Origin of the sequence: Pseudomonas sp. PONIH3, from assembly GCF_002934345.1 — a bacterium.
GTDB classification, from domain to species: Bacteria; Pseudomonadota; Gammaproteobacteria; order Pseudomonadales; family Pseudomonadaceae; genus Aquipseudomonas; species Aquipseudomonas soli.
Window position 1 is genome coordinate 2004881 of record NZ_CP026386.1, and the last position, 23192, is coordinate 2028072.

At 54.1% G+C, this 23192-nt stretch carries 20 protein-coding genes and 2 pseudogenes; 14 read left to right on the forward strand and 8 right to left on the reverse strand.

The window, feature by feature from the left end; all coding sequences use genetic code 11:
- Window position 1: 1 nt before the first annotated feature.
- The 4 genes from C3F42_RS09080 to istA all read right to left on the reverse strand — a co-directional run bounded on the left by C3F42_RS09080 (window position 2) and on the right by istA (window position 3800).
- Window positions 2-772, reverse strand: a complete 771-nt coding sequence (locus C3F42_RS09080; RefSeq protein WP_104444309.1) for an 8-oxoguanine DNA glycosylase — start codon at window positions 770-772, stop codon at window positions 2-4.
- Window positions 772-1410: a DNA adenine methylase gene (locus C3F42_RS09085; RefSeq protein WP_256586283.1), complete on the reverse strand. Its 639-nt coding sequence runs from the start codon at window positions 1408-1410 to the stop codon at window positions 772-774. Before C3F42_RS09085 ends, C3F42_RS09080 begins: the two co-directional genes overlap by 1 nt.
- 132 nt (window positions 1411-1542) lie before the next feature.
- On the reverse strand, window positions 1543-2283 hold the full coding sequence (gene istB / locus C3F42_RS09090; RefSeq protein WP_064491510.1) for an IS21-like element helper ATPase IstB: 741 nt from the start codon (window positions 2281-2283) through the stop codon (window positions 1543-1545).
- Window positions 2280-3800 carry an IS21 family transposase gene (gene istA, locus C3F42_RS09095; RefSeq protein ID WP_081273177.1) on the reverse strand — a complete coding sequence of 507 codons (1521 nt, stop codon included), beginning with the start codon at window positions 3798-3800 and terminating at the stop codon, window positions 2280-2282. The genes istB and istA overlap by 4 nt, the downstream gene beginning before the upstream one ends.
- 448 nt (window positions 3801-4248) lie before the next feature.
- On the opposite strand from istA, the pseudogene C3F42_RS29845 reads away from it, so the two are divergent.
- Together C3F42_RS29845 and C3F42_RS09105 are read left to right on the forward strand one after the other, a co-directional pair.
- A pseudogene (locus C3F42_RS29845) lies at window positions 4249-4482 on the forward strand (transcriptional regulator); the annotation flags it as partial.
- 155 nt (window positions 4483-4637) lie between these two features.
- A complete protein-coding gene (locus C3F42_RS09105; protein WP_104444311.1) occupies window positions 4638-5123 on the forward strand; it encodes a hypothetical protein in 486 nt (161 codons plus the stop codon).
- A gap of 410 nt (window positions 5124-5533) precedes the next feature.
- Here the strand turns inward: C3F42_RS09105 and C3F42_RS09110 are convergent, their stop codons facing one another.
- Together C3F42_RS09110 and C3F42_RS09115 are read right to left on the reverse strand one after the other, a co-directional pair.
- A complete protein-coding gene (locus C3F42_RS09110; RefSeq protein ID WP_104444312.1) occupies window positions 5534-5992 on the reverse strand; it encodes a hypothetical protein in 459 nt (152 codons plus the stop codon).
- Window positions 5993-6148: 156 nt separating this feature from the next.
- Window positions 6149-6373 carry a helix-turn-helix domain-containing protein gene (locus C3F42_RS09115; protein WP_104444313.1) on the reverse strand — a complete coding sequence of 75 codons (225 nt, stop codon included), beginning with the start codon at window positions 6371-6373 and terminating at the stop codon, window positions 6149-6151.
- 482 nt (window positions 6374-6855) lie between these two features.
- On the opposite strand from C3F42_RS09115, the gene C3F42_RS09120 reads away from it, so the two are divergent.
- Both C3F42_RS09120 and C3F42_RS29325 read left to right on the forward strand, forming a co-directional pair.
- The gene (locus C3F42_RS09120; RefSeq protein WP_104444314.1) at window positions 6856-8514 is read left to right on the forward strand and encodes a hypothetical protein; all 1659 of its coding nucleotides are present in this window, start codon (window positions 6856-6858) and stop codon (window positions 8512-8514) included.
- A gap of 408 nt (window positions 8515-8922) precedes the next feature.
- Window positions 8923-9309: a hypothetical protein gene (locus C3F42_RS29325; RefSeq protein WP_158659551.1), complete on the forward strand. Its 387-nt coding sequence runs from the start codon at window positions 8923-8925 to the stop codon at window positions 9307-9309.
- 228 nt (window positions 9310-9537) lie between these two features.
- Here C3F42_RS29325 and C3F42_RS09130 read toward each other — a convergent pair whose 3' ends face one another.
- A complete protein-coding gene (locus C3F42_RS09130; RefSeq protein WP_104444316.1) occupies window positions 9538-10035 on the reverse strand; it encodes a hypothetical protein in 498 nt (165 codons plus the stop codon).
- A gap of 161 nt (window positions 10036-10196) precedes the next feature.
- The gene (locus C3F42_RS29850; RefSeq protein ID WP_104444317.1) at window positions 10197-10511 is read right to left on the reverse strand and encodes a hypothetical protein; all 315 of its coding nucleotides are present in this window, start codon (window positions 10509-10511) and stop codon (window positions 10197-10199) included.
- Between the two features lie 326 nt (window positions 10512-10837).
- Here C3F42_RS29850 and C3F42_RS09140 point away from each other — a divergent pair, with 326 nt between their 5' ends.
- The 10 genes and pseudogenes from C3F42_RS09140 (at window position 10838) to C3F42_RS09180 (ending at window position 23186) form a co-directional block, all read left to right on the forward strand.
- On the forward strand, window positions 10838-11320 hold the full coding sequence (locus C3F42_RS09140; RefSeq protein ID WP_256586284.1) for a helix-turn-helix domain-containing protein: 483 nt from the start codon (window positions 10838-10840) through the stop codon (window positions 11318-11320).
- A 1374-nt stretch (window positions 11321-12694) separates the two neighbouring features.
- On the forward strand, window positions 12695-14119 hold the full coding sequence (locus tag C3F42_RS09145; protein ID WP_158659552.1) for a site-specific integrase: 1425 nt from the start codon (window positions 12695-12697) through the stop codon (window positions 14117-14119).
- Window positions 14116-16062 (forward strand): hypothetical protein, encoded by a 1947-nt coding sequence (locus C3F42_RS09150; RefSeq protein ID WP_104444320.1) that lies wholly within the window; start codon window positions 14116-14118, stop codon window positions 16060-16062. The genes C3F42_RS09145 and C3F42_RS09150 overlap by 4 nt, the downstream gene beginning before the upstream one ends.
- Window positions 16059-16664: a hypothetical protein gene (locus C3F42_RS29330; RefSeq protein ID WP_158659553.1), complete on the forward strand. Its 606-nt coding sequence runs from the start codon at window positions 16059-16061 to the stop codon at window positions 16662-16664. The genes C3F42_RS09150 and C3F42_RS29330 overlap by 4 nt, the downstream gene beginning before the upstream one ends.
- The gene (locus tag C3F42_RS09155; RefSeq protein WP_104444321.1) at window positions 16598-18043 is read left to right on the forward strand and encodes a hypothetical protein; all 1446 of its coding nucleotides are present in this window, start codon (window positions 16598-16600) and stop codon (window positions 18041-18043) included. Before C3F42_RS29330 ends, C3F42_RS09155 begins: the two co-directional genes overlap by 67 nt.
- A 1-nt stretch (window position 18044) precedes the next feature.
- Window positions 18045-18413 carry a hypothetical protein gene (locus C3F42_RS09160; protein WP_104444322.1) on the forward strand — a complete coding sequence of 123 codons (369 nt, stop codon included), beginning with the start codon at window positions 18045-18047 and terminating at the stop codon, window positions 18411-18413.
- A 418-nt stretch (window positions 18414-18831) separates the two neighbouring features.
- A pseudogene (locus tag C3F42_RS09165) lies at window positions 18832-19566 on the forward strand (mechanosensitive ion channel family protein); the annotation flags it as partial.
- Window positions 19567-19858: 292 nt separating this feature from the next.
- Window positions 19859-21079: an MFS transporter gene (locus C3F42_RS09170; protein WP_094010020.1), complete on the forward strand. Its 1221-nt coding sequence runs from the start codon at window positions 19859-19861 to the stop codon at window positions 21077-21079.
- A 43-nt stretch (window positions 21080-21122) separates the two neighbouring features.
- Window positions 21123-22325, forward strand: coding sequence for a pyridoxal phosphate-dependent aminotransferase (locus C3F42_RS09175; RefSeq protein WP_104444323.1), 1203 nt, complete (start codon window positions 21123-21125; stop codon window positions 22323-22325).
- 33 nt (window positions 22326-22358) lie between these two features.
- Complete coding sequence (locus C3F42_RS09180; RefSeq protein WP_104444324.1) at window positions 22359-23186, forward strand: hypothetical protein; 828 nt, start codon at window positions 22359-22361, stop codon at window positions 23184-23186.
- The last annotated feature ends 6 nt before the right edge of the window (window positions 23187-23192 follow it).

Genomic DNA, 23192 nt, shown 5'->3' on the forward strand with positions numbered 1-23192 from the left:
ACTAGGCAGCCTTTAGACCGGCCTGGTTCAATAGCGAGTGAACCACCGTCGAAGCGGACATCATCTGGTACCACATCAGCGCGTCGAGCTTAGAGGCACGAACGTCGAGCGCTTGGCTCAGCGCCAGAAACTCTGCTTCGAGCTGCAGGTAGTGGCGCTCTACGGTAAGTCCAGGGGAGAAAAAACCTGCCAGGGCCCCGGCGCGCAGTATATGGATGTCCAGGATAGCAACGTCGTCGGCATCCAGCCAGTTGCGCGCAACCCAAGAGGCAGTCTTGTAGCCGATCCCTGGCAGCTCCAGCAACCAGTCCCGCAGAGCACGCCCAGAATGAAGAGGGACGCCCCCTAGAGCCAGGGCAGCCAGTGCCGCATGGAGGTAACGTGCCTTTTGCCTGGCAAAGCGATAGCGCACGGTGCGGGTACCGATGGTGAGCGGAATGGAGAGCCACGCTTGCAACTGCTCTTCACTGGGAACATCGGCCTCAAAGGCGCCGAGGTTTCTCAGGTGGGCGAACGCCGCGAGGCCTACGTTTGCCGGGATGCCATGACCGCCCAGCAGGCATGCACCGACTTCTTCGGCCAAGGTCTCACCCAATTTGTAGTTGAGCGGTTCAGACTCTTGCTCGTTGGCCCAGACTTGGTAAGCCCAGTACGCCGGAGTGGGGAAGGCCTCGATCAATCCCCATGAAACCCCAGGAAGCACTTCGCTCATGGCATCCGGGAAGTCGCGACTATAGAGCTTGGAGTCTACGAACACCACTCCGTTTTGCATCACCGAGCCTCCTTTGCGGAGCCGTATGTCTGCGTGATCCAGTGCAGAAAATCGCTGCGTTCTACGGGATCCATCGCCGCTACACGATCGCGAAGCCGGGATTGGCGCCGGGCAATGGTCTGCCGCTCGCGGAAGGTATCACCCAGATAACGGCTGTCGTGAAGCTCGTCAGGGGCAGCGTAGTTCATCCAGACGCATTCCTCCCTAACATCCGTATGCGTCTTGGCCATAAACGTTACCTTCCTCCATCCTTGGAGCGCTTCGTTGTAGAGGGCACTGTCGTATCCGGAGATCATCACATTGCACGGCACCCTGCTCAGCGTGAACAGCAATTGCTCGTGCTGGGCTTGGTCATACTCGAACCGGTAAATCTTGGAGCGACGCCGCGTCTGAGCAAGATACGGAGGATCAGCATAGATGAGCTCGGTACCGTCGTAGTTGAAACTGCGTAGGTAGCCCGAAGCATCACCCTGAACGAGTTCAAGGCCTTCAACTGAATGACCCGCCCAGGCACGATGGACGGCGGGGTCGACGTCCACGCCAATACTACGGGCCGCAGGTTTCTTGTGACGCAGGACAGCGCCCGCGCCCAAGTGCGACTCGATGTAGGTCTGATGCGGAGGCATCAGGTTGATCAAGCGCTGATAGCACTTGCCTTTCCCGCCTGGATATCTCATTCACCCATCATCGTCAAAAGTGACGATGATGTTGTCAATGGCCATTAATTTTGACCCACTTTTGGCCAATAGAATTGACCCACTTGCTCACCGCTAACCGCCGGTTTTCTGCTTCAAACGATAGCTCTCACCTCCCAGCATAAAGATGTGTGAATGGTGGATCACGCGGTCGATGATGGGCACGGCCACGTTGTCGTCATGGAAGAACTCGCCCCAGCTGGTGAAGTCCTTGTTGGTGGTCAGGATGACCGAGCGGTACTCGTACAGGTTGTTGATTAACTGGAACAGGTTGTACCGGGCTTGGCGCGTCATCGGCAGGTAGCCCAGCTCATCGATGATCAGCACGTCGTATTTGCTCAGCTGATTAAGGCGCTTCTTCAGCTCGCCCTTCATTTCCGCCAGCTCCAGATCCTCGACCAACGCCAGAGCCGTGCGGAACAGCACCTTGTAGCCCGCCTGAACCGCCTTGTGGCCAATCCCAATGGCCAAGTGGGTCTTGCCCACACCCGGTGGTCCGATGAACACCAGGTTGTCGCGGTTGTCGATAAAGCTGAAGTCCAGCAAGGTGCTGACCTGGCGCTTGGTGATGGTGGTCTGGTGCCGGTAATCGAAGGCCTCCAGATGCTTCTCCGAGGGGAACTGCGCCTGCTTGAGGTTGCGGCTTACGCGGCTACTGGAGCGGGCGTTAAGCTCATGCTCGACCAGTGACTGGGCGAAGCTCAGGTAGGACAGTTCATTGGCTTCGGCTCTGGCCAGCAGGGTGGCCAGCTCACCCGCGGTCGCGCTGAGGCGCAGGCTTCGGTACTGCGCGATAGTGCTGTCGAGCAGGCTCATTGGGTCACCCCGTGGCCAGTCGACTGGCCAATGCGGGCATAAGCGTTCAGGTCGGCGTGACTAACCTGGCTACCGGCCTCTGGCGCATAGTCATGGTCGCCGATGATCCGGCCCCGCGCCTTGGCTTGCTGCCATGCTTCGAGGTAGCGCTTGAGCCCGGTGGCGGTCAGTTCACTGCGCTCGCACAACTCGCCGAGCAACGCCGTATCAACCGGCGCATGGGCCATGAGCAGGTCGCGTGCAGCAACCAGCTGATCCTTGTAGATACGCGGCGAAGTACGCTTGAGCAGTTGGCACAGGGTTGCCCCAAGGGCATCGGGCAGGATCGAGTCGATGCCGCGCTCCAGGTCGGTAATGCGCTGGGCATGGTCTCGGTAATGGTTGTTGTTCTTGATCATCCGGCCCTTGGCCTTGCACAGGTCATGGGTGGCTATGAGTTCACCGCTCTCCAGGTCATGGATCAGCAACTGGTTGTCCTGTGCGCTGACACCGACACGGGCTTGCTGCCAGGCCATGGGTACCGAGTACTTGTTGGCCTGCCATGAGATCAAGCCGGTCTTGTCGACCTTGCGGGTCTCCCTTGTCGGCGCCACGTGCAGCAGGTTCTGCGGGACGAGATAGGGCTTGAGCTGACTACGCTCCAGTGCCTCGAAATGCGCTCTTGGATGCTGCCCCGTCGTGCCGTGCACGCGTGCGTTGGCGACAGTCTCGAGCCAATCATTCAGGTGCTGTCGGACGGCGGCCTCGTCCTGGAAGTGCTCGCCGTAGAAGCAGTCACGCTTGACGTACTTGACCCCGGCCTCCACCTTGCCCTTGCTCTCCGGGTCATAGCCCTCGCAGGCATGGATGCGGTACCCGACGGTAGTCGCATACTGGTGGAAGCGCTGGTTCAGCGTCAGCTCACGGTACTGCTCGTTGATCACCACCATCTTGGTCTGATCGTAGATGCACTCCTCGGTGACGCCGCCGAAGTAGCGGAAGGCCTCGTCGTGCATCTGGATAAACCGTTCGGTATCCAGCGGCCGGAAGTTCAGACCGACATACATCAGCCGTGAACAGGACAGCACAAACACCACAAAATGAACGACACGCTCCAGGCCGCCAATCATGACGCCTCGCAGCTCACCGGGGTCGACCTGACACTGCACGCCAGGCACTGACTCAACGACCGGCTCGTAATAGCGCAACTGGCCACTGGCAACCTGCTGCTTGAGCGCTTGCACATAGCGGCGAATGCTCCGGTCTGACACCGCCAGCTCGGTGGTGCGCTCCCTCAGGCGACGGGCCAGCTTGACTGCGCTCAGGGCTGGAAACTGACCCAACTGATTAATCAGATAATCGCGGTGCTCGTCGAGCACCTTGGTGCGTGAAGGGTCAGCAATGGTAGCGCTGATCTGCATCTCATCCAGGTGGAGATACTTGCGTACGGTGTTCCGGGAAATCCCCAGCTCACGACTGATGGCACGGACCGACAGGCCTCGGCCCTGGTCATACAACCCCTTGATCTTGTGAATCACAACCCACTCCTTCAATGATCTGTCCCCGGCCTGTGCATAAGGCGGGTGACGCTACATGGTCGGTGGCCAATGCCACTATGGGTGGGTCAAAATTGTTGGCCAGAGGTGGGTCAGTTTAATTGGCCATTAACAGATGTCAATGAAGCGTCCTTAAGCCCTGGGCACGCCGCCACACAAGAAAGAAACCGCACAACCGAAGGTGAGGAGTGAAACCGGTTACATCACATAAGTCCTTGAAAAACTTACACCCAAGCTTTACCCGCAAGGCTCATAGGGTTTAAAAAGAAATGCACGCACAGTGTATGGTCATTGTAAGAGCCTCTTGGAAAAACTCTTTCAACAGCTTGTTATTAGTGAATTTCTCAATGAAAAAAGCGAGCTGAGCATCTGCTTTCGCAAGTTCGCCTTCTGCACGAGCAAGGGCAGCCTCGTAGGGCGCTGAGTCAATCTGGACGAACTGTGTGTAGGCCGATGGCTTCCCTACGGAGATGCCCTGGATGCATTCTTCTTGCGCGGACAGAAAGAGGGGATATTTCGCATTGATATCTCTTCTCCCGCGTTGACAGAGATCTTTGCAAGCCTAGTCTTCGGATTGGTTGACGCCGAACGTCGTGGGCGCATCGCTCGTGCCACGCTTCCCACAATGATTGAGCAGGTCTTTCTCAATGGGGCTCGAGAATGAAAAGCCCTAGGTTTGGCTCTGGCTCTGGCTCTGGCTCTGGCTCTGGCTCTGGCTCTGGCTCTGGCTCTGGCTCTGGCTCTGGCTCTGGCTCTGGCTCTGGCTCTAAGAGTTTTCTGTAAAAGCCTTCCGTTTCATATCATGAGTAAAGGATTAAGATGATTACTTGGACACCCCCTCAGCCATTGACTGCCTACCACACTGCGTTCCGTCAGAAGGGCGTATATATCATCGGTGGCCGCTACAACCTCAATCTCTCGGTCACCCCAGGATTCGGTGATAACGACTACTTGGGGCGCAACTGGCCTGACAACTTTAAGCCTTATTACGTGGGCATCTCTGAATCATTGAGCTCAGGGGTGAGGGGGCGTCTCAGTCGGCATAGCCGGCAACGGGGCAACATGAAAATCTCCCAGCGGATCCGGAAAAACGAGCCCCTCTTCTTCATTGCAGCGTATGGAAATGACCTGGCGCCGTACGAGGCGTTGTTCCTTTGCCTCAAAACGGACGTTCAGTTTTCGGACAATATTCGTAGCGAGATGGAACGGAGCTCGAAGCGCGAATATGAAAAAGTTCGCGCGAACATGACCCAGTTCGAACGGAACTATTATGACAATCTTGACCATGATGGTCGGGACGGTTAAGCCTCATAACAGCATATCCCGTACTACCTAGGGCCATATCAGGGGGAATTAAAATGCCGCTATGGGCGTCGCAGGATGACATTCCCCTTCCTGACAAACCCACCATTGCGCTCACGTTGTGCCACCGATCTGCTCGCGCTATGCCACCGATCTGAATGAAGAGAGAACGACTCGCAGAGGTGAGGCCAGGATGCTTCAGCAGCATCATTGCCCACCTCTCACTTGAGCGACCACTTCGGTGTCAGAGGCTGTCCCAGGAGGATAATGGGAAGCAGTGAACACCGTCACATACCATCAGAGCGCGCTAGAAACTACCTGCCAGGCAACTTCTTCTGACCAACCTACTCAGCCGTAAGGGGAAGCGGGACGACTACATGACGGTTGTCACTGGTACCTATCGCTCGCTGCGATCATTTACGGCGTTTCGAGGCAATAAGGGCATCGAAGGCCTCCCTGTTCGAAAGCCCCTCCCGTTGTCTCGCGGCCAAAAAATCTGCATCCAATCCCGCCGGATCAAAATACTCACGGGCATGTCGTACGATGGCCAGCCAAAGCTCATACGGGACTGCTGTGTTATCGCCATTCCGGTACCGAAAACTCGGGCGCTGGAGCAACGCAGGCGCTCGGATGATCAGATCGTCACTTAACCGTTGGAAGATTTGAAAGGGTGTGTCGCTCATCCCAATTAAAGAAGGATGAGTGAGGCGGTTGATAGCTTGGATGGCTGAGTCAGAATCCACGGTGTGAAGGTCGGATAAACGTCGCACGTCGGCCTCAAACGCTTCACCCCCCATTGCCACTGCCAGACGTTCAATGACCTCAAGCTCAGCCAGGTTACGGCGCTCCAGAGAGATCACGGGCTTTTCCATCGTTGCTTCCATCCAGTTGATACGACGTCCATTCTGCAGGATATGCACGATCCCGCAAAACACAATCAGGCGTCCATCTGAACTGGACACTCGAATCGCGCAAGCCAAACCGATGCACGATGACGCTGTTGTACCAGCCTGTCTGAATGTTCTTGGTCACTCTGGCAGATCCGCGTAGATCCGTATGCCAAGCTCGTTCAGCACCTGCAGCACGCTTGCGAGAGCTACGGTGCCTTTGCCGGTCTCGATGTCTCTCAGCAGCACATGACTCTTGCCTAGTATGCTGGCAAGGTCTGTTTGAATGATCGACTGCTGTTTTCGTATTTTTCGAACTGCGGCGCCGAATTCTGCGGCGGTGCGGAGCTGCACAAGATTCGTCATGACAATGCACCCAAAAAGTAAATTATAGTTTAGTTTCGGCGAATAATGCAGTGCAACGTCAGGAAATCGAAACTGTAGCTTATTTTATTACAGCCAGATCGGCACACTAGGCGGCGACTCCTGGCGTCTTCAACCTATGAAGCCAGCCCCCCTATCGCTGCGTCTAACTCTCTCACAGCGCCTCTGCGCACGAAGAGTACAAATGTACTCCACCCGAGGCTGGCGATACGCCAAAGGCGCGCGCACTCGCCTATGGACACTGAACGCTGCCATCAGTGGCGCTGGAGCGACTGAAGCCCCATCGCCGCACACTGATAGTCATTGATAGACTGGGACTGCTCCCTGCCACGAGCCGAAGTCTCTCAATCTCCATCTCTGACTCTCCAGCATCAAGCAGGCATCTAAACCTCCACCCTCCTAATCAAATACAATAATTACACTGACCTGTTGATCGATCGAGATTTTTAAACAAGGACTAAACAATGATACAAGCCCTAGACTTCTCTCACGAATTTGAATTCAATGTCGAAGTTTATCACGATGACCACGGCCTCTTCGGCGAGGGGCGCCTAACTTTTGGAGGTGGAGGCCTAATCTGCATCCAACTGGAGCACAGCTATGATCACAAGATCACTCACATAGCGCCTTCAACTCTAAAGGCGAGAGCAAAAGACAGGCAGCACTTCACCTTATTTAATTGCGAAATAGCAAATAGCCAGATCTATGCAAACTACATCGCATGCGGAGATATAAACTCTAAAGCAGGCAGCCTCCAGGTTAAATACGCAGATATTTCAGACTGGTTCATGCATGGCCAATATCTAGATGGAAAGCTCGGTGAGAGTCTAACCTGGAAAAATCCAACACCCCAGCTATCGGTAAAAATCAAAACAAACGAAGAAGACTTCACCCTTAATACCGAAACATTCAGCAGCCTAGAAAGGCGCGGTGAAAACCATATAATACATGAACACGTCCGCTTTATATTTGAGCGACCTAGCGGCACGTTTGCAATCGAGGAGATAAGAGATAAAGCATTCGAGCTATCGACTTTATTATCCATACTGACTGCGACTCCCGTATCCATCGAAAGTGTGTGGGGCAGCTTTAACTCAAATTATCCCGTGCCTATCTACTTTCCATCCTTTAAAAAAATCGGCAGTAGGTTTTCAAGCGGAGCTTACTGGCTAAGCTGTTTGGCGCTACGAGACCTTCTGGATGATAACTGGCAGTCGATATTCGAGCGGTTCTACGCCTCCCCTTATCGAAAATCGACATGGGTTCGTCTTGCAGGCATGCAGCGCTATGAGGGATTTTGGGAGTTCAAAATCCTTGGCTATGTTAGCCTGCTGGACGAGTACGTCAGCACTTCTGCGACTATCGCGAATTGCAAATCAACAAAGACTGAGAGTAAGAAAGCAACAAAACTGAAGGAAAAAATAAAACAACTATCAAAGCCATTAAACGAAGATCAGATCAAAGAAGTTCAATTATTGATTGATACGATTTTCGTGGCATCGCGAGACCTTACATTCCTGGAGAAATACGAACTCGCGAGAAGCAGCACAAACGAAGGCATCCTTAAAGTCATCAACTTAACCGATAACGACTTCAGGCTCATCAAGCGAATCAGGGATAAAGTTGCACACGGTATTACTCCTGACTTGCAGGACACATCCTATCAAGAACTTCATCTCATTATCGAAAAAATCGCACTATTAATTACTTACTGGGCGCACATCGACCTCGGCCTTTCACCTTCCGACTTTGCAATATTCTTAAAGCGCACGCACAACCAACTCCAATTCAACCCAGCATTAGACAAAGCCCATCTCGATCGCATAACAAACTCCGCAGAATTTATTAATGTACCTGCAAGTCTTTTTGAGAGATTTACCTCTGGCGAGTATTCAATCATCAACGCGTGCTTCACTGAGAACGCCCATAACGAGCTGAAATATTCCGCAGCGCACAAAGCCATGTATGACAACTGGATTAATGATCATTCTCGAAGCAGCAACCGGGTAATTGATGCCTTCGGAGCCGACTCTGTGCGAGCGAGATCACCAGCGAGTTTGTATCTAGAGTGCGCCGACAAGCACATTCAATTACACATGGCCTATATTATTAAGGACGCGTGATGTATCCAGCCGAATTTATAGTTTACGTGCAGCTGGATTGACAAATATGGAAAATGCCAATTAATGGCTATCACTAACCCCAGGCTCATCGCGTCAAATCTCATGAAGTTCGCCGCTCAAGCTCGGCTGTTTGCTGCCCATGCCATAGAAACGATAGCTGGTTCCCAGGGGCGCACCAGAGGGCCGGGACATGTGCAACAATGGGACGCCGAGTCCCTCTCTTCACGTGGTTCACCGATCGCTTTGAAACCCCTGAGGGCTCGCCAGGGCGTCGTGGGATATTCCCCTACCGCCCTCTGATATACGCATGGATTACGCAGCCTGGTTTTGTAGCGTCAAGCAGGGTTAGCCGTTGACCTTTATCCCTCTATCACCAGGAGCACATTTGTACTCCAACTGGAAATGCTCATGAACAACATCTGGCTGCGAGAAAGAGAAAGAAGAAAGGCGCTGTTGCAACTGGCTGACCTGATACCTGGCGACCGAAGCGCACGCCCGATCTTGGAGCGACTGGATGAGCTTGAGCGACTTGATCGTGAAGAATCACTCAGCGAATGCCCTCTTGACCTTGCGCAGCTTGCTGAGCTGCCCAGGGAAGCTCATCCAGTGGGTTGCTGGATCGTCCGCGATCAAGATATCCCAGAACCCTGGAAGTCTCGATTCACCGTTGCGCTCGGCCCCGCTACGAGAGTTGAGGACGGCTTCTATCTACAGGATTGGACTGACTTTCTCGACACCTGGGAGCGTGATCTAGCACACGTGGAGCAGCACCGCGAGGCGCTTGACGACGAGTAATGAGCATCGTTTACCGTCCTGCCTTGGCAGCAGGGGCCATGGCAGACAGGTTCGGGTTCCAAGGCAAGAGGCGGAGATCCCGCCTGCTTGGCTGTGTTATGAAGCATCGGATGTCCGCTCTGCTCCTCCCTTCCGGATTCTTGAGCTGATACTGAACCAGAATCGAGCCAAGGTCAGCGGCCTTCGAGGCCGCACCTGGATCACCTGAGGCACTACGTTGCATGGCGATCAGCGAACTACAATTCCGTGTTGCGCAAAATCGCTCAAAAGGGTCTTACGACTCAGCATGGCGGGCAGCTTGAATATGTTCCTGTATCCGTACCAAAGCCCCATCGGGAGAAGCACTAACCCTATGCCAAACGTGGCAGTAGCAGCAATAATAGCTGCTGGAACTGAAGCAAGCGAAAACACTACACCTTTCAACACTGTTGATCTTGCAATCAAACGAATATCATCTAGGTCGTATTCGACTTTCCCGTTCTTGTTTTCAAAAGCCAAAACAACGATGGTCTTTTTTGAAAGTCTTTTGAAATACCAAGTTCGTGGGACTTCAGTCGCCATAGCCCCGTGATCTTTTAGATACTTCGGAACAACCACCTCTTTAAAATAGAACGTGTTGCCTTGTGCATCTTCAAGCCTTACGCGATTATAAAGCGCATCAAGATCGCCAAGTGCTTGGACGTCATAATTTTTGATAATTACTGTTATCTTTTCGAGGTCAGCCATTTTTCGTCCTTAAGGCATTAGTTTTCGGCAGGCGCAGCTATTCACATGAACCTCAACGCAGCCTGAGGGAATGGTTCAGGCGGCACACAACTGGATAAGAGGCAAGGCCAACTCCCTGTACCACCTTGCCCCGCCACGAGTGATGCTCTGGCCATAGGCAGTCACGAGCCCTGTTCGCTCGTGATCACGTAGTGATCTCCTTTGGCACTGCGCATGAGTTTGAAGCCCTCTCTCTCGGCGACGCATCGCAATGGAGGCGTAGCAACAGTCATACCGTTTGAGGACACCCCCGATTGGTCGCCGTAAACGAGCGCGACATACCTCTCACCCACCCTGGCAGCACTGAATAGGTATGCGTCAATGTGTACCGACCAGTCGATGCTCTGGGCCAGGACGACCTCACAGGGCAAGCCTTGCCCGGCGCTCTGTTGACCCTTAGCTCCCTGGACGCTGCGCGCCCACTCACAAATAGACATCTACTTCGATCTCGACAATTGATAAACCACTGAGGGTGGAGAGCCAGCTGCACCGTTTTTCTACGATCGACAGATCGCCAAGACGCGATGCGATTTAGCAATTTATTGAGTGAACTCCTGCAGCCTCTGCCGGAGCCATGCCGCCTCCCCTCATCCCAAACGACGGCTTCGCCGGCTGCGTCAGTGGCGCTTCGGAGCCTCATAGGCGAGTGCCCCAATCAGCGCAACCGATAGCCCTGGCTCAGTAATCGACAGTTCTATACATTATATGGCGTGTAACTGTACACGCCAACATGGCTACATCCTCGCTTTTTGAGGACGTCGCCTTGTTGAAGCAAGCGTTAGCCGCAGTCGTTCGAGCGCTTCGGGAGAGCCTGGGCTTCACGCAGGAGAACCTCGCTCACGCAGCCTCCCGCACTTACCTGAGCAGGATCGAAAACGCCGACAGCAATCCGACGATCGAGAAGTTCGCAGAGCTGGCCGAGGCACTCGGCCTGTCCCCTGTGTCGCTCATGGCGCTCGTTGTATCGACACGCGACGAGACCTCCGCCACCGATGTCCTCGCGATTGCGACCGAAGAATTGGGGGCGCTTGAACTCAAGGTCAGCGCTGACGACATCAAGGCTCACCTCGCCGGCATGACAATCCTGAAACGACCTCCGGCGCGACCAGCCGATGTCGTCAAGCTGCGAAAAGTACTTGAATGCAAAGACGCTGGTTTGAGTAAGGCCGAAACAGCGCGGCGGTTGGGGATAAGCCGTTCAACGGTGGGATTTCTGTGGGAGCGGTCAGCTCCTACTGAAAGCTGACAGCTGACAGCGGGCCTAATAGGATCGGTGAAGACGTAAACCGCTGGGTTGCTAAGCCGGAGGAAGACGATCCAGGTGAATGGTCATTTCTGTGTTTGAGACATGCCGGCCTCTGTTTGAGACTTGTCGGCCTCTGTTTTAGACATGTCAGCCTCTGTTTTAGACATGTCGGCCTCTGTTTGACCGAGACCGGGACAATCGTCCAACGCACTTGGCACGAGTGATGAAAGCAGCGTATGGCATCGTCGAGATCAAAGCCTTCCCCCCGTCGCGCCAGTTTACATTCCTCACCGACTGAGGGGCTGAGGGGCTGAGACCTGCAGACGAATCTCGACAAGCTCGAACCACCGTTGCCGGACGCGTGAGATGAGTTGGCTGCCTTTCAAGGGAAGTCCAAGGATACTGAGCCAAGTTCCGCAAAACTTATTTTCCGCTACTCAGAACTTACCGGCAGCGAGAGAGTTCTAGAGCGCTAATGGCCGTTAAGTTGCCCGGCAAACACATCGCCAATCTACTTTTGCCCATAAATCTCGATACATCTGGAGTAACAGTGTTTGCTAGGGTCTGCGTGAAAAATATTGATACGAAGGTCAGGCAAGGCGAAAACAGCCGAGGAAGCGGAGTTTACGTATTGTAAATGGGCATCCCGAGGCTGTTTTCAACGCAGCATTACCGAGTATCAAGGCTTTTCACACAGAGCCCAGAACGATCTTGAAAGGTTCGATACGCCAACCTTAAGACCGATTGTTTTTCATGCGCACTCAAATTAACGCTTCATAGTTTCGCTCTAAGCATAACCGGATCCTGGGCATAATCATCCAGTTAAGCTTTCACCCAATATCAACTTTTTGAATTCTGGGTTCGGTATGCGGGTCTAGCCAGGCTGCAGATGCCCCTTAAGACAACACTCTGAACACATGCACCCCATCATCGGCCAACTACCAGCTCCCGTACAGTAACGCTTACGATAATGTGCAATAGCGCGCCGATACCTGCCCCCCTCTGATGGCGTTATCCACAGAAGCGGGCGACAGAAACAGCACACCGCGCAGTCCCCAACGCTCGCGTTGACCGCTTGCCTGCCATCGGACAGCTAACCAGCATTGGAGGTGTTTTAGCCATGTATTGTAAATCGACCTGAAATTTCGAACTGATCAAAATTCATAACAATCAGGTGCATGCCATGCACAGCAAGGCGTGCGAGGAAGTAATCGAAGAAATTCAATATAGTAATAAACAGCATTTAACCGGCGCATATATTACGTGACGCACAAACATCATTTTATGTATATATTGACGTTTCAAAAAAACTCTAGACGTCGTTGAAAGATCCGGATAGCCTCCAAACAAATCCCACTGCAAAGCCGACTAGTCTTGGACAGAAATTCATCCGCTCGCCCTGGAAAAAGCTCCGAAGCCCAAGTTACTAAGATCGAGAGATTCCAGGTTCTCACCCCAAACTATGGAACTCCTTACTCGGCAGCAACTTCGATCAGTTCCGATTTAAACCTGGAGCTCACGAACAACGAAATACTCTACAACTTCCCAGTATTGCTAGATAGCGAGGGGCAACCTTGGGATATTGCCAACCTTTATTTGATACATAAATATCACCATACTCTCAATTACAACCACCGTACTTATGCATCCATCGCCGACCATCTTTTGGATTACCGAAGATTCTTGGATTCGGAAAACATAGACTACCTGCACTTCCCAAAACTAAAACAACTCAAAGCAACCTATCGATTCAAGAAGCATATTGAAGGCGAAATCGACTCAGGCCGAATGACGCTTGACACTGGAAAGAAAAGGATGAGCGGCATCCACCGCTTCTACAAAAATATTATTAAGTTCAAGCTAATCGACTCTGAACTTATAGTGGAGGCCCCTTACGAAGAGGTCATTAGATATATAGAAACCACCACAGATTTTGGCTTGAAGACGTTTATCACCGTCTCATCGTCAGACTTGGCTCTACAGGGATCCAAGCCTTTACCAGATCCTGACTTCATTTACGATGACGGCAAGACGAAACCTCTAACCATGCATGAGCAGATGGTTTTGTTAAAGGCGCTCAAGAAGTGCGACCGGGCCTATCAGTTACTCTTCTACCTTGCGATTTTCACTGGTGCCCGATTGCAGACACTCAGCACTATCAGGATCTGCGATCTTAATAGGCAACTGGACTACGAAGGTAATCTCAGACTTCCAGTAGGTGCAGGGACTGGCATCGACACAAAGAAAAAGGCGCGCATGACAATCATAATCCCTGGATGGTTGGTAGATGATCTCAAGATTTATATTCGATGCAGTATTGCACAAGGAAGGCGCGAGTCTTCCTACTACGGAGATACCGAATCAAATTACATATTCCTTACCAGCAAAGGAACACCCTTCTATACAAGCAAACAGGAAATGAAAGAACGCCTCACGGGAGACCCGAACAGCTCAAATTTTGGCCAACCCTATTCACACACTGAGGGAGAAGCGGTTCGTCAGTTCCTGCAAACCCTTATTCGGGATATTCAAAAAGCATCTCCAGGCTTTGAAAGATTTAAGTTCCACGATCTGCGGGCGACTTTTGGCATGAACCTACTAGAAGACGAGCTTGATAGACCTGACCGCAAACCCATAACCGCGATTCTGGAACTAGTCCAGCAACGCATGGGACACCGCAATAAAGAGATTACACTCCAATACCTAAACTATAGGTCGAGAATTGAGTGGAAAAACCATGTGCAAGACCAATTCGAATCTAAGCTTTTTTCGCATGTTGTCCGGGGCCGTAGTGAATGAGCACCGCTGATGATCCAGTCTTACGGCCCAGGAACGTCACGATCATCGATCTCTCGGACGTTACTACTACCATTCTGATCCCTGACTCGGTAGTTTTCCAACATGTACATAGAACAAATTTTGTTGTACACAACTTGGATGTATCGTCATTCTGCTATAAGAAGCGTGCGCACGGTTCTAGCGGTCAAATCGGCGACAAGGTCGATCCAAATAGTCTGGATATCCACCGACTTAAGATCGCTCGCATAGTCATCGAATTCATTCGAGGCCAAAATCTAGAAACCGCAAAGACCCATCGGCACTGGTTCAATCTTTTCTTCACCTGGATTGACGCCAACTACGACAACATAAGCCTCGATGATATAAATGACCTGAAGATGGCATACATAGGCTATACAACTCATTTAATTCAAAGAACACAGGCTACCCCCAGGAGCGGCAACCGCATCACAGCAACTGTGGCGACAAACCAGCAGAAAGCTGTGGCCAAACTTATCTCAATCATAACAGGGGAAGAACTGCGCATAATAAAATCATGGGCCACCAAATTAAATAAAAGCAAGCCAGGCATTGTAAAATCCGATAAACCTTCTTCAGATGAGCAAGATATCTGTTTCGCCGCACACATAAATTTCTTAGACGAAGTTCACCGGGTCATTGTGAATAATGAGCCCTACCCCCTCATGCTGACCCCAGCGCTGGGAGAACCATATTACCTTCATGACGAAATCGGTTATCGAAAAACTCACAACGTGCAATTGATGTATGAAGAGCTGAGAAAGTATCCGACGCTCCCGCCGTTGGATGTGTTGACCTCAGCCAGCGCCGATCTTTCTCGACTTAGCGACCGAGACAAAGCACTTGCCTATTCAGCTCTGAAAAAGAAGGTAACCGACTCAAATTCCGCGAACCGAAACTTATACCGTTCAAGAAACCTTGTAATCATGGCGATGGCTGCGGGCTTCACCAGTTTGATTGCAGCGACTGGCAGCAACTCGTCTGTTATTGCAGAAGTTGAGCCAACAGACTTCAAACCGCTTCCAACCTCCAAAGGCATGCGTATGCTGGGTATAAAAGGCAGGGCGAACGGAAAGGCGGTATCTCCTGAATTCGGCGCCAGGTACAGCAGCACCTATAACAAAATTCTGGAATTGCGTCGTTGGCTTTTGGGCTCTGATGAATCCCCTCTCCTTTTTCCATTCCCTAAGCGAGACGGTAGATACTCCACCATCCTAGCCGCCCACTTACAGGCTTATAAGTCGTTACTTAACAAGCTGATGCCTAATGTGCGCTGGGTCACGCCTATGGAGTACAGGAAGAATGTCAGCTATCAATACTTAAAGTTAAGTAATGGCGACACTTTGCTAACTGCACAGAAGCTCGGCAATACCGTACGCACCGTTGAAAGCCATTACGGTCGTCCATCCCTAGAAGATCTGGCTCAAGAGTTCAGCGCGTTCTTCGATGCCATGCAGGGCGCTGCCTTGGCACGAGGACGGAATCAGAATGTTATTCCGGTGAAAATCATTGAAGCAGAACCAGACGCGTTAACGATTCCGGGCGGCTCCTGCCTATCTGCAGCAAGAGAACCCACATTGGCATCAGGCTTCACGAGCTTGTCGCCAACACCGTCATGCCGTGAACCAGAATATTGTGTTTTCTGTCAGCACTATGCCGTTCATGCTGACGTTACAGACCTCAAGCGCCTTCTCTCCATTAAATTTATTATTGAAGCCAGCCAACCGCATTATGATTCAGACAGATGGACGGAAAATATGCACCCTCTCCAGTACCGGATTAATGAGATTATCGGCCTAGTTACAGAACAAATTGATAACCCGTCATTGATCAAACAAGTTGAAGAGCAAGTAAGTAGCGGTGAACTTGACCCGTTCTGGGCAACTCATCTAGACGCACTTGTTTATATGGGCTACGTATCATGAATATTGAAGAACGACTGCGCCTCAGCCCCACGCAAAGAAACTACCCGCCTCAGAATTATGTTCCATCAGAGGGGAAACTCTCGACCCCACCAGATTTTATCATATCACGAGACACTGATGGGAAGCCGCTGAGCTTATATGAGCATGACGTATGGCGGATGGGAGCGTATTCCACCTATAACATTACCTACTCTTTTATTGGCTGGCATAGTGATAATACGTCACCATTGTACGAAGCCATTCAACGTGAAATGAAAACTATACAGTTTTCAAGACTTTATTTATTCCCGAAGGCTAGAAAAGTACAAAGCGTGGCCGTACATGCCCTGCGGTCACTCGCCGCCATGGCACTGTCCAATAGCATAACTATAAAAGAGCTCATCACACAGCAACGCCACGAGGCAAAAATCTTAAGAGCCATCGCCGCGACCCCTAAGCACTCCACAGCCGATCTTTTTGTCAGACTGCTTCGTGACATAAATATTATAAGTAAAACGTCTCAACACTCCGGCCTTGCATTTTGGAAGGCCTGTCCATGCGAGCTGAAGGCATTCTACAGTCAATGTTCCCCGAAACTGATCGTCGCGAACAGACTTGGTTAATCCCATCCCGCATCTACGCAGCGATTATTAACGAATTCGCAGTAAATCTCGACACCTTTAACTCCATGAGCGCCAAAATCATCGAGTTCTACCGCCGTCGTCAAGATGAGCCAGAGTACGGCTATCCGCTCAGCAACCCACCCACTGGCAAGAAAATTGATCACTGGAAAGCGGCGATGACCTGCTTAGGTTTGAGCGATGACCTGTTGAACCTCGGCATAACCAATCTTGCCAAGCTGAACGGTTACCTTAATGAAGTCATTGCAATCGCAAAGTTCTGGATACATATTTTTTCTGGCATGCGTGACGACGAGGTCAGTAAGCTTGCATGTAATGCCCTCCAAACCATCCGAATAAATGGCCAAGAGATTCCGGTCATTATGGGCAATACCTACAAAGGAGCATCGGAAAACTACACCCCAACTACCTGGATCACCTCACCAGCAGTGAAGAAAGCGTTCGATGCGGCGATCGCCATCGGCAGTATAGCTCGCATAAAAAACTCCTATCCACAACTGGAAGACAGTCGGTATCCGCTTTTCCCTATGCTAACTCATACGAAGAGTGTAACTCAATCATTCCACTTTGAGGTTCCAATTAGGGCCTCATTTAAAATCTCAGTTCCGCTGCGCAAAAACCCAGTGTTTTTGGTGACCGAGAGCGACATCCGTGAGTTAGAAATGTTCGATGGATTTACGGATTGGCGAGGGATACCGGGATTGGTGGTAGGCAAACCTTGGCCCCTGAAAACCCATCAATGCAGGCGGTCTCTTGCAGTCTATGCAGCTAGATCAGGAATGGTTTCGTTAGGTTCCATGGCACTTCAGTACAAACACCTAACTGAATTTATGACATCGTACTATCGACACGGGAGTACTTTCGCTATCAACTTTGTCATCGACCCCGAACAAAAGCTGCTCATTGATGACATAGATAATCAAATCAAGCTCAGGCAGTACGAGCTTTACGAAGCAGATGTTATCAATTCCTCGTCCCCTCTCTGGGGCGGGGAGGGAAACCGAATCCAAGTTGCTGAGAATCGAGGTAAACCGCTGATAATAACCACCGACAGGAAGTTCACTAAGCAAAAATTTGAGCGGGGCGAAATGGTTTACAAAGAAGGCCCTGCAGGCGGCTGCACGAACCCCAACCCGTGTGCCCTCATCAAGTTTACAAATCTGACCCCTTGCGTTGACTGCAGCCATTCAATACTTAGTGCGAAATCTATGCCCAAGATCAATAAAGCGATAACGACCCATAGGAAAGCATTGATCCATCTTCCAGAAAATAGCCCGTTCCGTGAACAAATCATCTCGGAGATATCGAGCATCACCGCTGCAGTCAATAAAGCCGGATACGGCGAACTTCTGGAGGATTAAGTTGGTTAGCAATAGTCACTATATTGAGGCGCTCGATCGGCTTGTGCTTGAAGGCAGAGAGATCAACCTCGACTCTGTAGCGCTAGGTGCTGGGAGAAAGAGAGGCTCGATAAAGAGGGGGCGCTCAAGTCAAGCCGCCTTAGTGAAGTTAATTGATGACACGGCAGCTCAGCAACGCAGCGCCCAGGCGGCGCCGATTCTGAAGAGTAAGAAGCCAGCCGCCAAGCCTAAGACCCAACGCCTTAATGACACAGCGGTTCGGAAGAGTGAGCTCTATCAGAAGACGCTTCAGAAGCTGGTTTCCATCCAGTTTGAGAATCATCGACTCAGAATGCGGATCGAGGAATTGGAGTCGGCATCCTCAACCTGAGTGCCTCCTGGGTATGTGGGTTGGGGATTGGGTCTGGGCTGTAGAAATGATCGTCTGAGCAGGAAACGCTCGGGCGCTCCGGCCTTCACATGGCCAGCGGCACACCGAGGTTGCAGATTTCCTCGCTGGCAGACGGCAGTTCTGAAAACGGTGTTCGAGCTCGCTCAGTTTTGGCCAGGAGCTGCGCTGAGGGTCGGCTGGTGCTTGGGTGTGCTCAGGCCCCCTGTACATAATCTATCCCACGAGCGATGGGCATCTAGTCCGATTGCTGGTCGGCGCAAAGGGATAGGTATGAGGGTACAGGCACCTGGAGGTGTCCATATCATCCTGCTGTCCATATGGACAGGGACAAATGCAGGGCATGCCCAGTGAAATCGGGGCCTTCCGGGGTGTCCACACTATCCCCTCTTTGGATTGTCAAGACACCCTGCTGTCGTTCGTCGCCAGCGTGCAACTGACCAGCAACGACATGCTGCATGTCGGCGACTGGATCGAGATGCCCCAGGCCGGCGCCGACGGCGACGTGGTCGACATCACCCTGCACACGGTCAAGGTGCAGAACTTCGACAAGACCATTGTCTCCATTCCCACCTGGCGCCTGATGAGCGAGGCGTTCCGCAACTACCGCGGCATGCAGCAGTCCGGCGGACGGCGGATCAAGCGCAGCTTGTTCATCGATGCCGCGGGCGTACGTTTCCTGACCCAGGAAGAAGAACAGCGCCTGGGCCAGGTGCGTCTGCTCGGCGACTACCTGGCCGGCAAGCGCCAGGAGCTGCGTGAATGGAACGAAGCCCAGGGCCACAACGCCGGGCTGTCGGCCAACCGCCGACAGTTGACCAATATCGGTACCTTCCGCGCCTTCGCCCTGGCGTACCTGAAGAGCCACCCCAACGTGCACCCGAACATGACCTGCATGGTCCGCCAGATGCAGACCACCGCCGAAGGCGTGCCGCTGGAGATCTACTGCTTCACCACCACCACGGTGTGGGCCGAATACGAGCGCATCCAGGGCGATATCTTCGACTACCTGTTGGCCGTGCTACCGGAGTTCGGGCTGAGCCTTTATCAGCAGCCCAGTGGTAATGACATGCGTGCGGGGCTAGCGGCCAGGCCGCCTTTGGTGACCTCGATGCGGGCATTCGACGAGGCCTGATCTTGGGCGGGCGTAGGATCGGGCTTGCCCCGCGAAAAGGCTGATACGGCCATCGCGGGGGCAAGCCCGCCCCACGAATCGCTGACGAACGGAAAGTTTTTCAGCTGTGCACAATGAACTTGTGTTATCACAAATCATAAAGAAACAATTAGTTACAAGTATTTCAGAATTATTAAACGCCAACCTTCGAGAAATACGAATACCCGCCTCTCCCCGCTTCTCCTAACCTGCAGCGAACAGGTCGCCCCAATGACAGGCGGCACGGTATCGGACAAAGGACTGCGAGCAAGCGATGCGTCAGGACATCTCCCTGGAAAAACCACTCGACGAACCGGACCGCAGCGACCCGGCCGACCGCCGCAAGGCATTGGCCGCTGGCAGCCTGGCCCATGGCGTGCACGATGGCCTGACCGACGTAATCTATGTGCTGCTGCCTATCTGGCAGGCGGCCTTCGGCCTGAGCTATGCCCAGGTCGGCCTGCTGCGCGGCGCCTACGCCGGGATGATGGCCGGCTTCCAGTTGCTGGCCAGCCGCGGCGCGCGCAAATGGGGCCGCGAAACCCTGCTTGTCAGGGGCACTGCCCTAGCGGGCTTCGCCTACCTGCTGGCGGCCCAGGCCACGGACATCAATCTACTGCTGCTGGCGCTCATGATCGGTGGCCTTGGCGCCAGCACCCAGCACCCGCTGGCTTCGGCGCTGGTCTCCGACGCCTACGAGGGCAGCGGGCGGGTCAAGCAGGCACTGGCCCAGTACAACTTCGCCGGGGATATCGGCAAGGCGGTCATCCCCGGCCTGACCGGGGTGGTGCTGGTCTACATCTCCTGGCAGACCAATGCCACCCTGCTCGGCATGCTCGGCATCGCCGCCGCCTTCGCCTTGTGGTGGCTGATGCCGAAGAGCCAGGCGCACGAAGCCGCCAGCAAGAAGACCAAGGTCGCCGACGCGACCGGTACCCCAGCCGGCCTGATGGCGCTGATCGCCACCGGCAGCATCGACAGCGGCGTACGCATGGGCTTTCTGACTTTCCTGCCGTTCCTGCTGCAGAGCAAGGGCGCCAGCACCGAGCACATTGGTCTGGCCCTGGCCCTGCTGTTCATCGGCGGCGCCTTCGGCAAGCTGTTTTGCGGCTACCTGGGCGCGCGCCTGGGGCCGGTGCGCACGGTGATCTGCACGGAAGTGCTGACCGCGCTGCTGATCCTGCTGGCATTGGTATTGCCCTATGGCCCCCTGATGCTGGTGATGCCGCTGATCGGCGTGGCGCTCAACGGCACCTCATCGGTGCTTGGCGGCCTGGTTCCGGATTTCGCCCCACGGGAGCGGCGCGACCGGGTATTCGCCTGGTTCTACACCGGCACCGTTGGGGGTGGCGCCCTCGCCCCGGTGCTGATCGGCGCGATATCCGACCAGGCCGGCGTCACCGAAGGCCTGGTGGTGCTGGCCTGCGTGCTGCTGCTGACCTTGCCGCTGTGCCTGGTGATCTACAACGGCATGAAGGGACTGCCGCGCCGCTGATCCGCAACATCGGTCCAGATCGAGAACAACAAGGACGTGAACCATGAGCAACGGACTGTCGCAACGATCCGCGCGTATCAGCGCGCCCGGCACCTCGAGCATGCGCAGCAAGGCCAACGCCCTGCGTGACGCCGGCATCAAGGTGATCAACTTCGCCGCCGGCGAGCTGTCCAGCGACGCCGCCCCGGACATGCGCCAAGGCGCCATCGCGGCGGTCCACGAACAGTGGAACCGCTACACCCCGCCACTGGGCAATCCGCGGCTGCGTCAGGCCCTGGCCAGCAGCGTCAGCCAGCGCCTGGGCGTCGACTACGACGCCGATGAGATCGCGGTGTCCAGTGGTGCCAAGCAAGCCCTGTTCAACAGCGCCATGGTACTGCTCGATCCGGGTGATGAAGTGATCATCCCGCGGCCCTACTGGGAGACCTTCCCCACCCAGGTCGAACTGACCGGCGCCCGTCCGGTGTTCGTCGACACCAAAGGCGACAACCACAGCCTGCGCGGCGCGGCGGTCAAGGCCGCCGTGTCGCCGCGCAGCAAAGCGATCATCATCAACACCCCCAACAACCCCACCGGGGTGGTCTATGACCCGCGGGAACTGGTCGCCATCGGTGAGCTGGCCCTGAAACACAAGCTCTGGGTGATCTTCGACGAGTGCTACCGCAGCCTGCTGCGCGATGGCCAGCAACATCACAACCTGGTCGCACTGCTGCCCGAGCTCAAGGCCTCGACCATCATCATCGACTCGTTCTCCAAGAGCCAGGCGGTCACCGGCTGGCGCCTGGGCTATGCCTGTGCGCCGAAGGCGGTGATCACGGCCATGCACAACCTGCAGGCCCACACCACCTCCAATCCCAGCAGCCTGGCCCAGTACGCGGCGCTCAACGCACTGCATGGCGACGGTGCGCGGCAGTTCGGTGCGGAGGTCAATGCCCAGCTTGATCGGCAGCTGGCTATCGCCACGGCGCTGCTTGGGAAGCTCGAGTCCATCCGCTTTTCGCCACCGCAGGGCGCGTTCTACCTCTACCTGGATATCACCCGCCTGCTCGGCAAACGCTACCAGGGCGAGGCGATCCGCGACGCCAGCCACCTCTGCGAGCTGTTGCTGACCGAGGCGCGCATCGCCCTGGTGCCTGGCTGCAGCAATGGCGACCCGTGCGCCGTGCGCCTGTCCTACTCGGTAAGCCCGCAGGACCTCGAGGAGGGCCTAAGACGCTTCACCGACTTTATAGCAACGCTTGCCTGACCCCGGACTTTCCACCACCCGCGAGAACATGACATGAAGAAAACGGATTTCATGCTGTCATTCGTCGACCAGGCCCTGACCGATGTGCAGGACAAACGGCTGGCCAGCGCCCTGAAAAAAGGCTTCGAGGTGCACGCCGACCTGCTGGAAGGTTACCTCGACACCTACCAGCGCATCACCACCAGGCCCTGGTCACGGGAAAGCCTGTGCACCTTCTTCTGTGGCTGGCGCAGCCCGGACGGTGCCGCCCATGCAGTTTCAAGCATCATCGTGCGTTTGCTGCAGGAGTCCGAGGCCATCGACGATCCCCAGGCGCGGCTGCTGTTGCTGGACGCCGCCCGTCACTGCGGCGAGATCATCGTCGAGGACATCGGCCTGGGCGAGATGCACGGCCACCCGCACCACTCCAAGCTGTATGCGCGCATGGCCACCGCCATCTGCGGTTCGGAGGACTGGCGTCGGCAGGACCGCTACCTGAACCCGGTGACCAAGGAATTCTCCACCTGGGTAGGCAGCAAGCGGCCGCTCGCCCCGCAACTGGTCGAGGCCATCGAGATGATGGCGATGACCGAGTTGTTCAATACCGGGGAGTACAACGTGATGACGCCCCTGTGGAAGGACTGGCTCAAGGAGGCGCAAGGCAAGACGGCGGGCGAGGCGCATCGCATCGCCTCGTTCCTCAGCGTGCATTGCGGCGCGGTCGAGGCACAGCATTTCTTCCATGCCACCAGCGCCCTCGAACTCTATTGCCGCGCCACCCACCAGGCACTGGACCACACCCGCATCGAGGCACTGTCCTGCGAATACGTGAAAAGAGCCTGCGAACACCTGAACAAGATGGAGTCGGTGCTCGCCGCCTGAAGAACA

Excerpts from the sequence above, each read along its gene's own strand:
- istB (WP_064491510.1), bottom strand. The coding sequence starts at position 2,283 with ATGAGCCTGCTCGACAGCACTATCGCGCAGTACCGAAGCCTGCGCCTC.
- C3F42_RS09080 (WP_104444309.1), bottom strand. The coding sequence starts at position 772 with ATGCAAAACGGAGTGGTGTTCGTAGACTCCAAGCTCTATAGTCGCGAC.
- C3F42_RS09155 (WP_104444321.1), top strand. The coding sequence starts at position 16,598 with ATGCGAGCTGAAGGCATTCTACAGTCAATGTTCCCCGAAACTGATCGT.
- C3F42_RS09180 (WP_104444324.1), top strand. The coding sequence starts at position 22,359 with ATGAAGAAAACGGATTTCATGCTGTCATTCGTCGACCAGGCCCTGACC.
- C3F42_RS29850 (WP_104444317.1), bottom strand. The coding sequence starts at position 10,511 with ATGTCTATTTGTGAGTGGGCGCGCAGCGTCCAGGGAGCTAAGGGTCAA.
- C3F42_RS09175 (WP_104444323.1), top strand. The coding sequence starts at position 21,123 with ATGAGCAACGGACTGTCGCAACGATCCGCGCGTATCAGCGCGCCCGGC.
- C3F42_RS29330 (WP_158659553.1), top strand. The coding sequence starts at position 16,059 with ATGAATATTGAAGAACGACTGCGCCTCAGCCCCACGCAAAGAAACTAC.
- C3F42_RS29325 (WP_158659551.1), top strand. The coding sequence starts at position 8,923 with ATGAACAACATCTGGCTGCGAGAAAGAGAAAGAAGAAAGGCGCTGTTG.
- C3F42_RS09150 (WP_104444320.1), top strand. The coding sequence starts at position 14,116 with ATGAGCACCGCTGATGATCCAGTCTTACGGCCCAGGAACGTCACGATC.
- C3F42_RS09115 (WP_104444313.1), bottom strand. The coding sequence starts at position 6,373 with ATGACGAATCTTGTGCAGCTCCGCACCGCCGCAGAATTCGGCGCCGCA.
- C3F42_RS09130 (WP_104444316.1), bottom strand. The coding sequence starts at position 10,035 with ATGGCTGACCTCGAAAAGATAACAGTAATTATCAAAAATTATGACGTC.
- C3F42_RS09110 (WP_104444312.1), bottom strand. The coding sequence starts at position 5,992 with ATGGAAAAGCCCGTGATCTCTCTGGAGCGCCGTAACCTGGCTGAGCTT.
- C3F42_RS09105 (WP_104444311.1), top strand. The coding sequence starts at position 4,638 with ATGATTACTTGGACACCCCCTCAGCCATTGACTGCCTACCACACTGCG.
- C3F42_RS09170 (WP_094010020.1), top strand. The coding sequence starts at position 19,859 with ATGCGTCAGGACATCTCCCTGGAAAAACCACTCGACGAACCGGACCGC.
- C3F42_RS09120 (WP_104444314.1), top strand. The coding sequence starts at position 6,856 with ATGATACAAGCCCTAGACTTCTCTCACGAATTTGAATTCAATGTCGAA.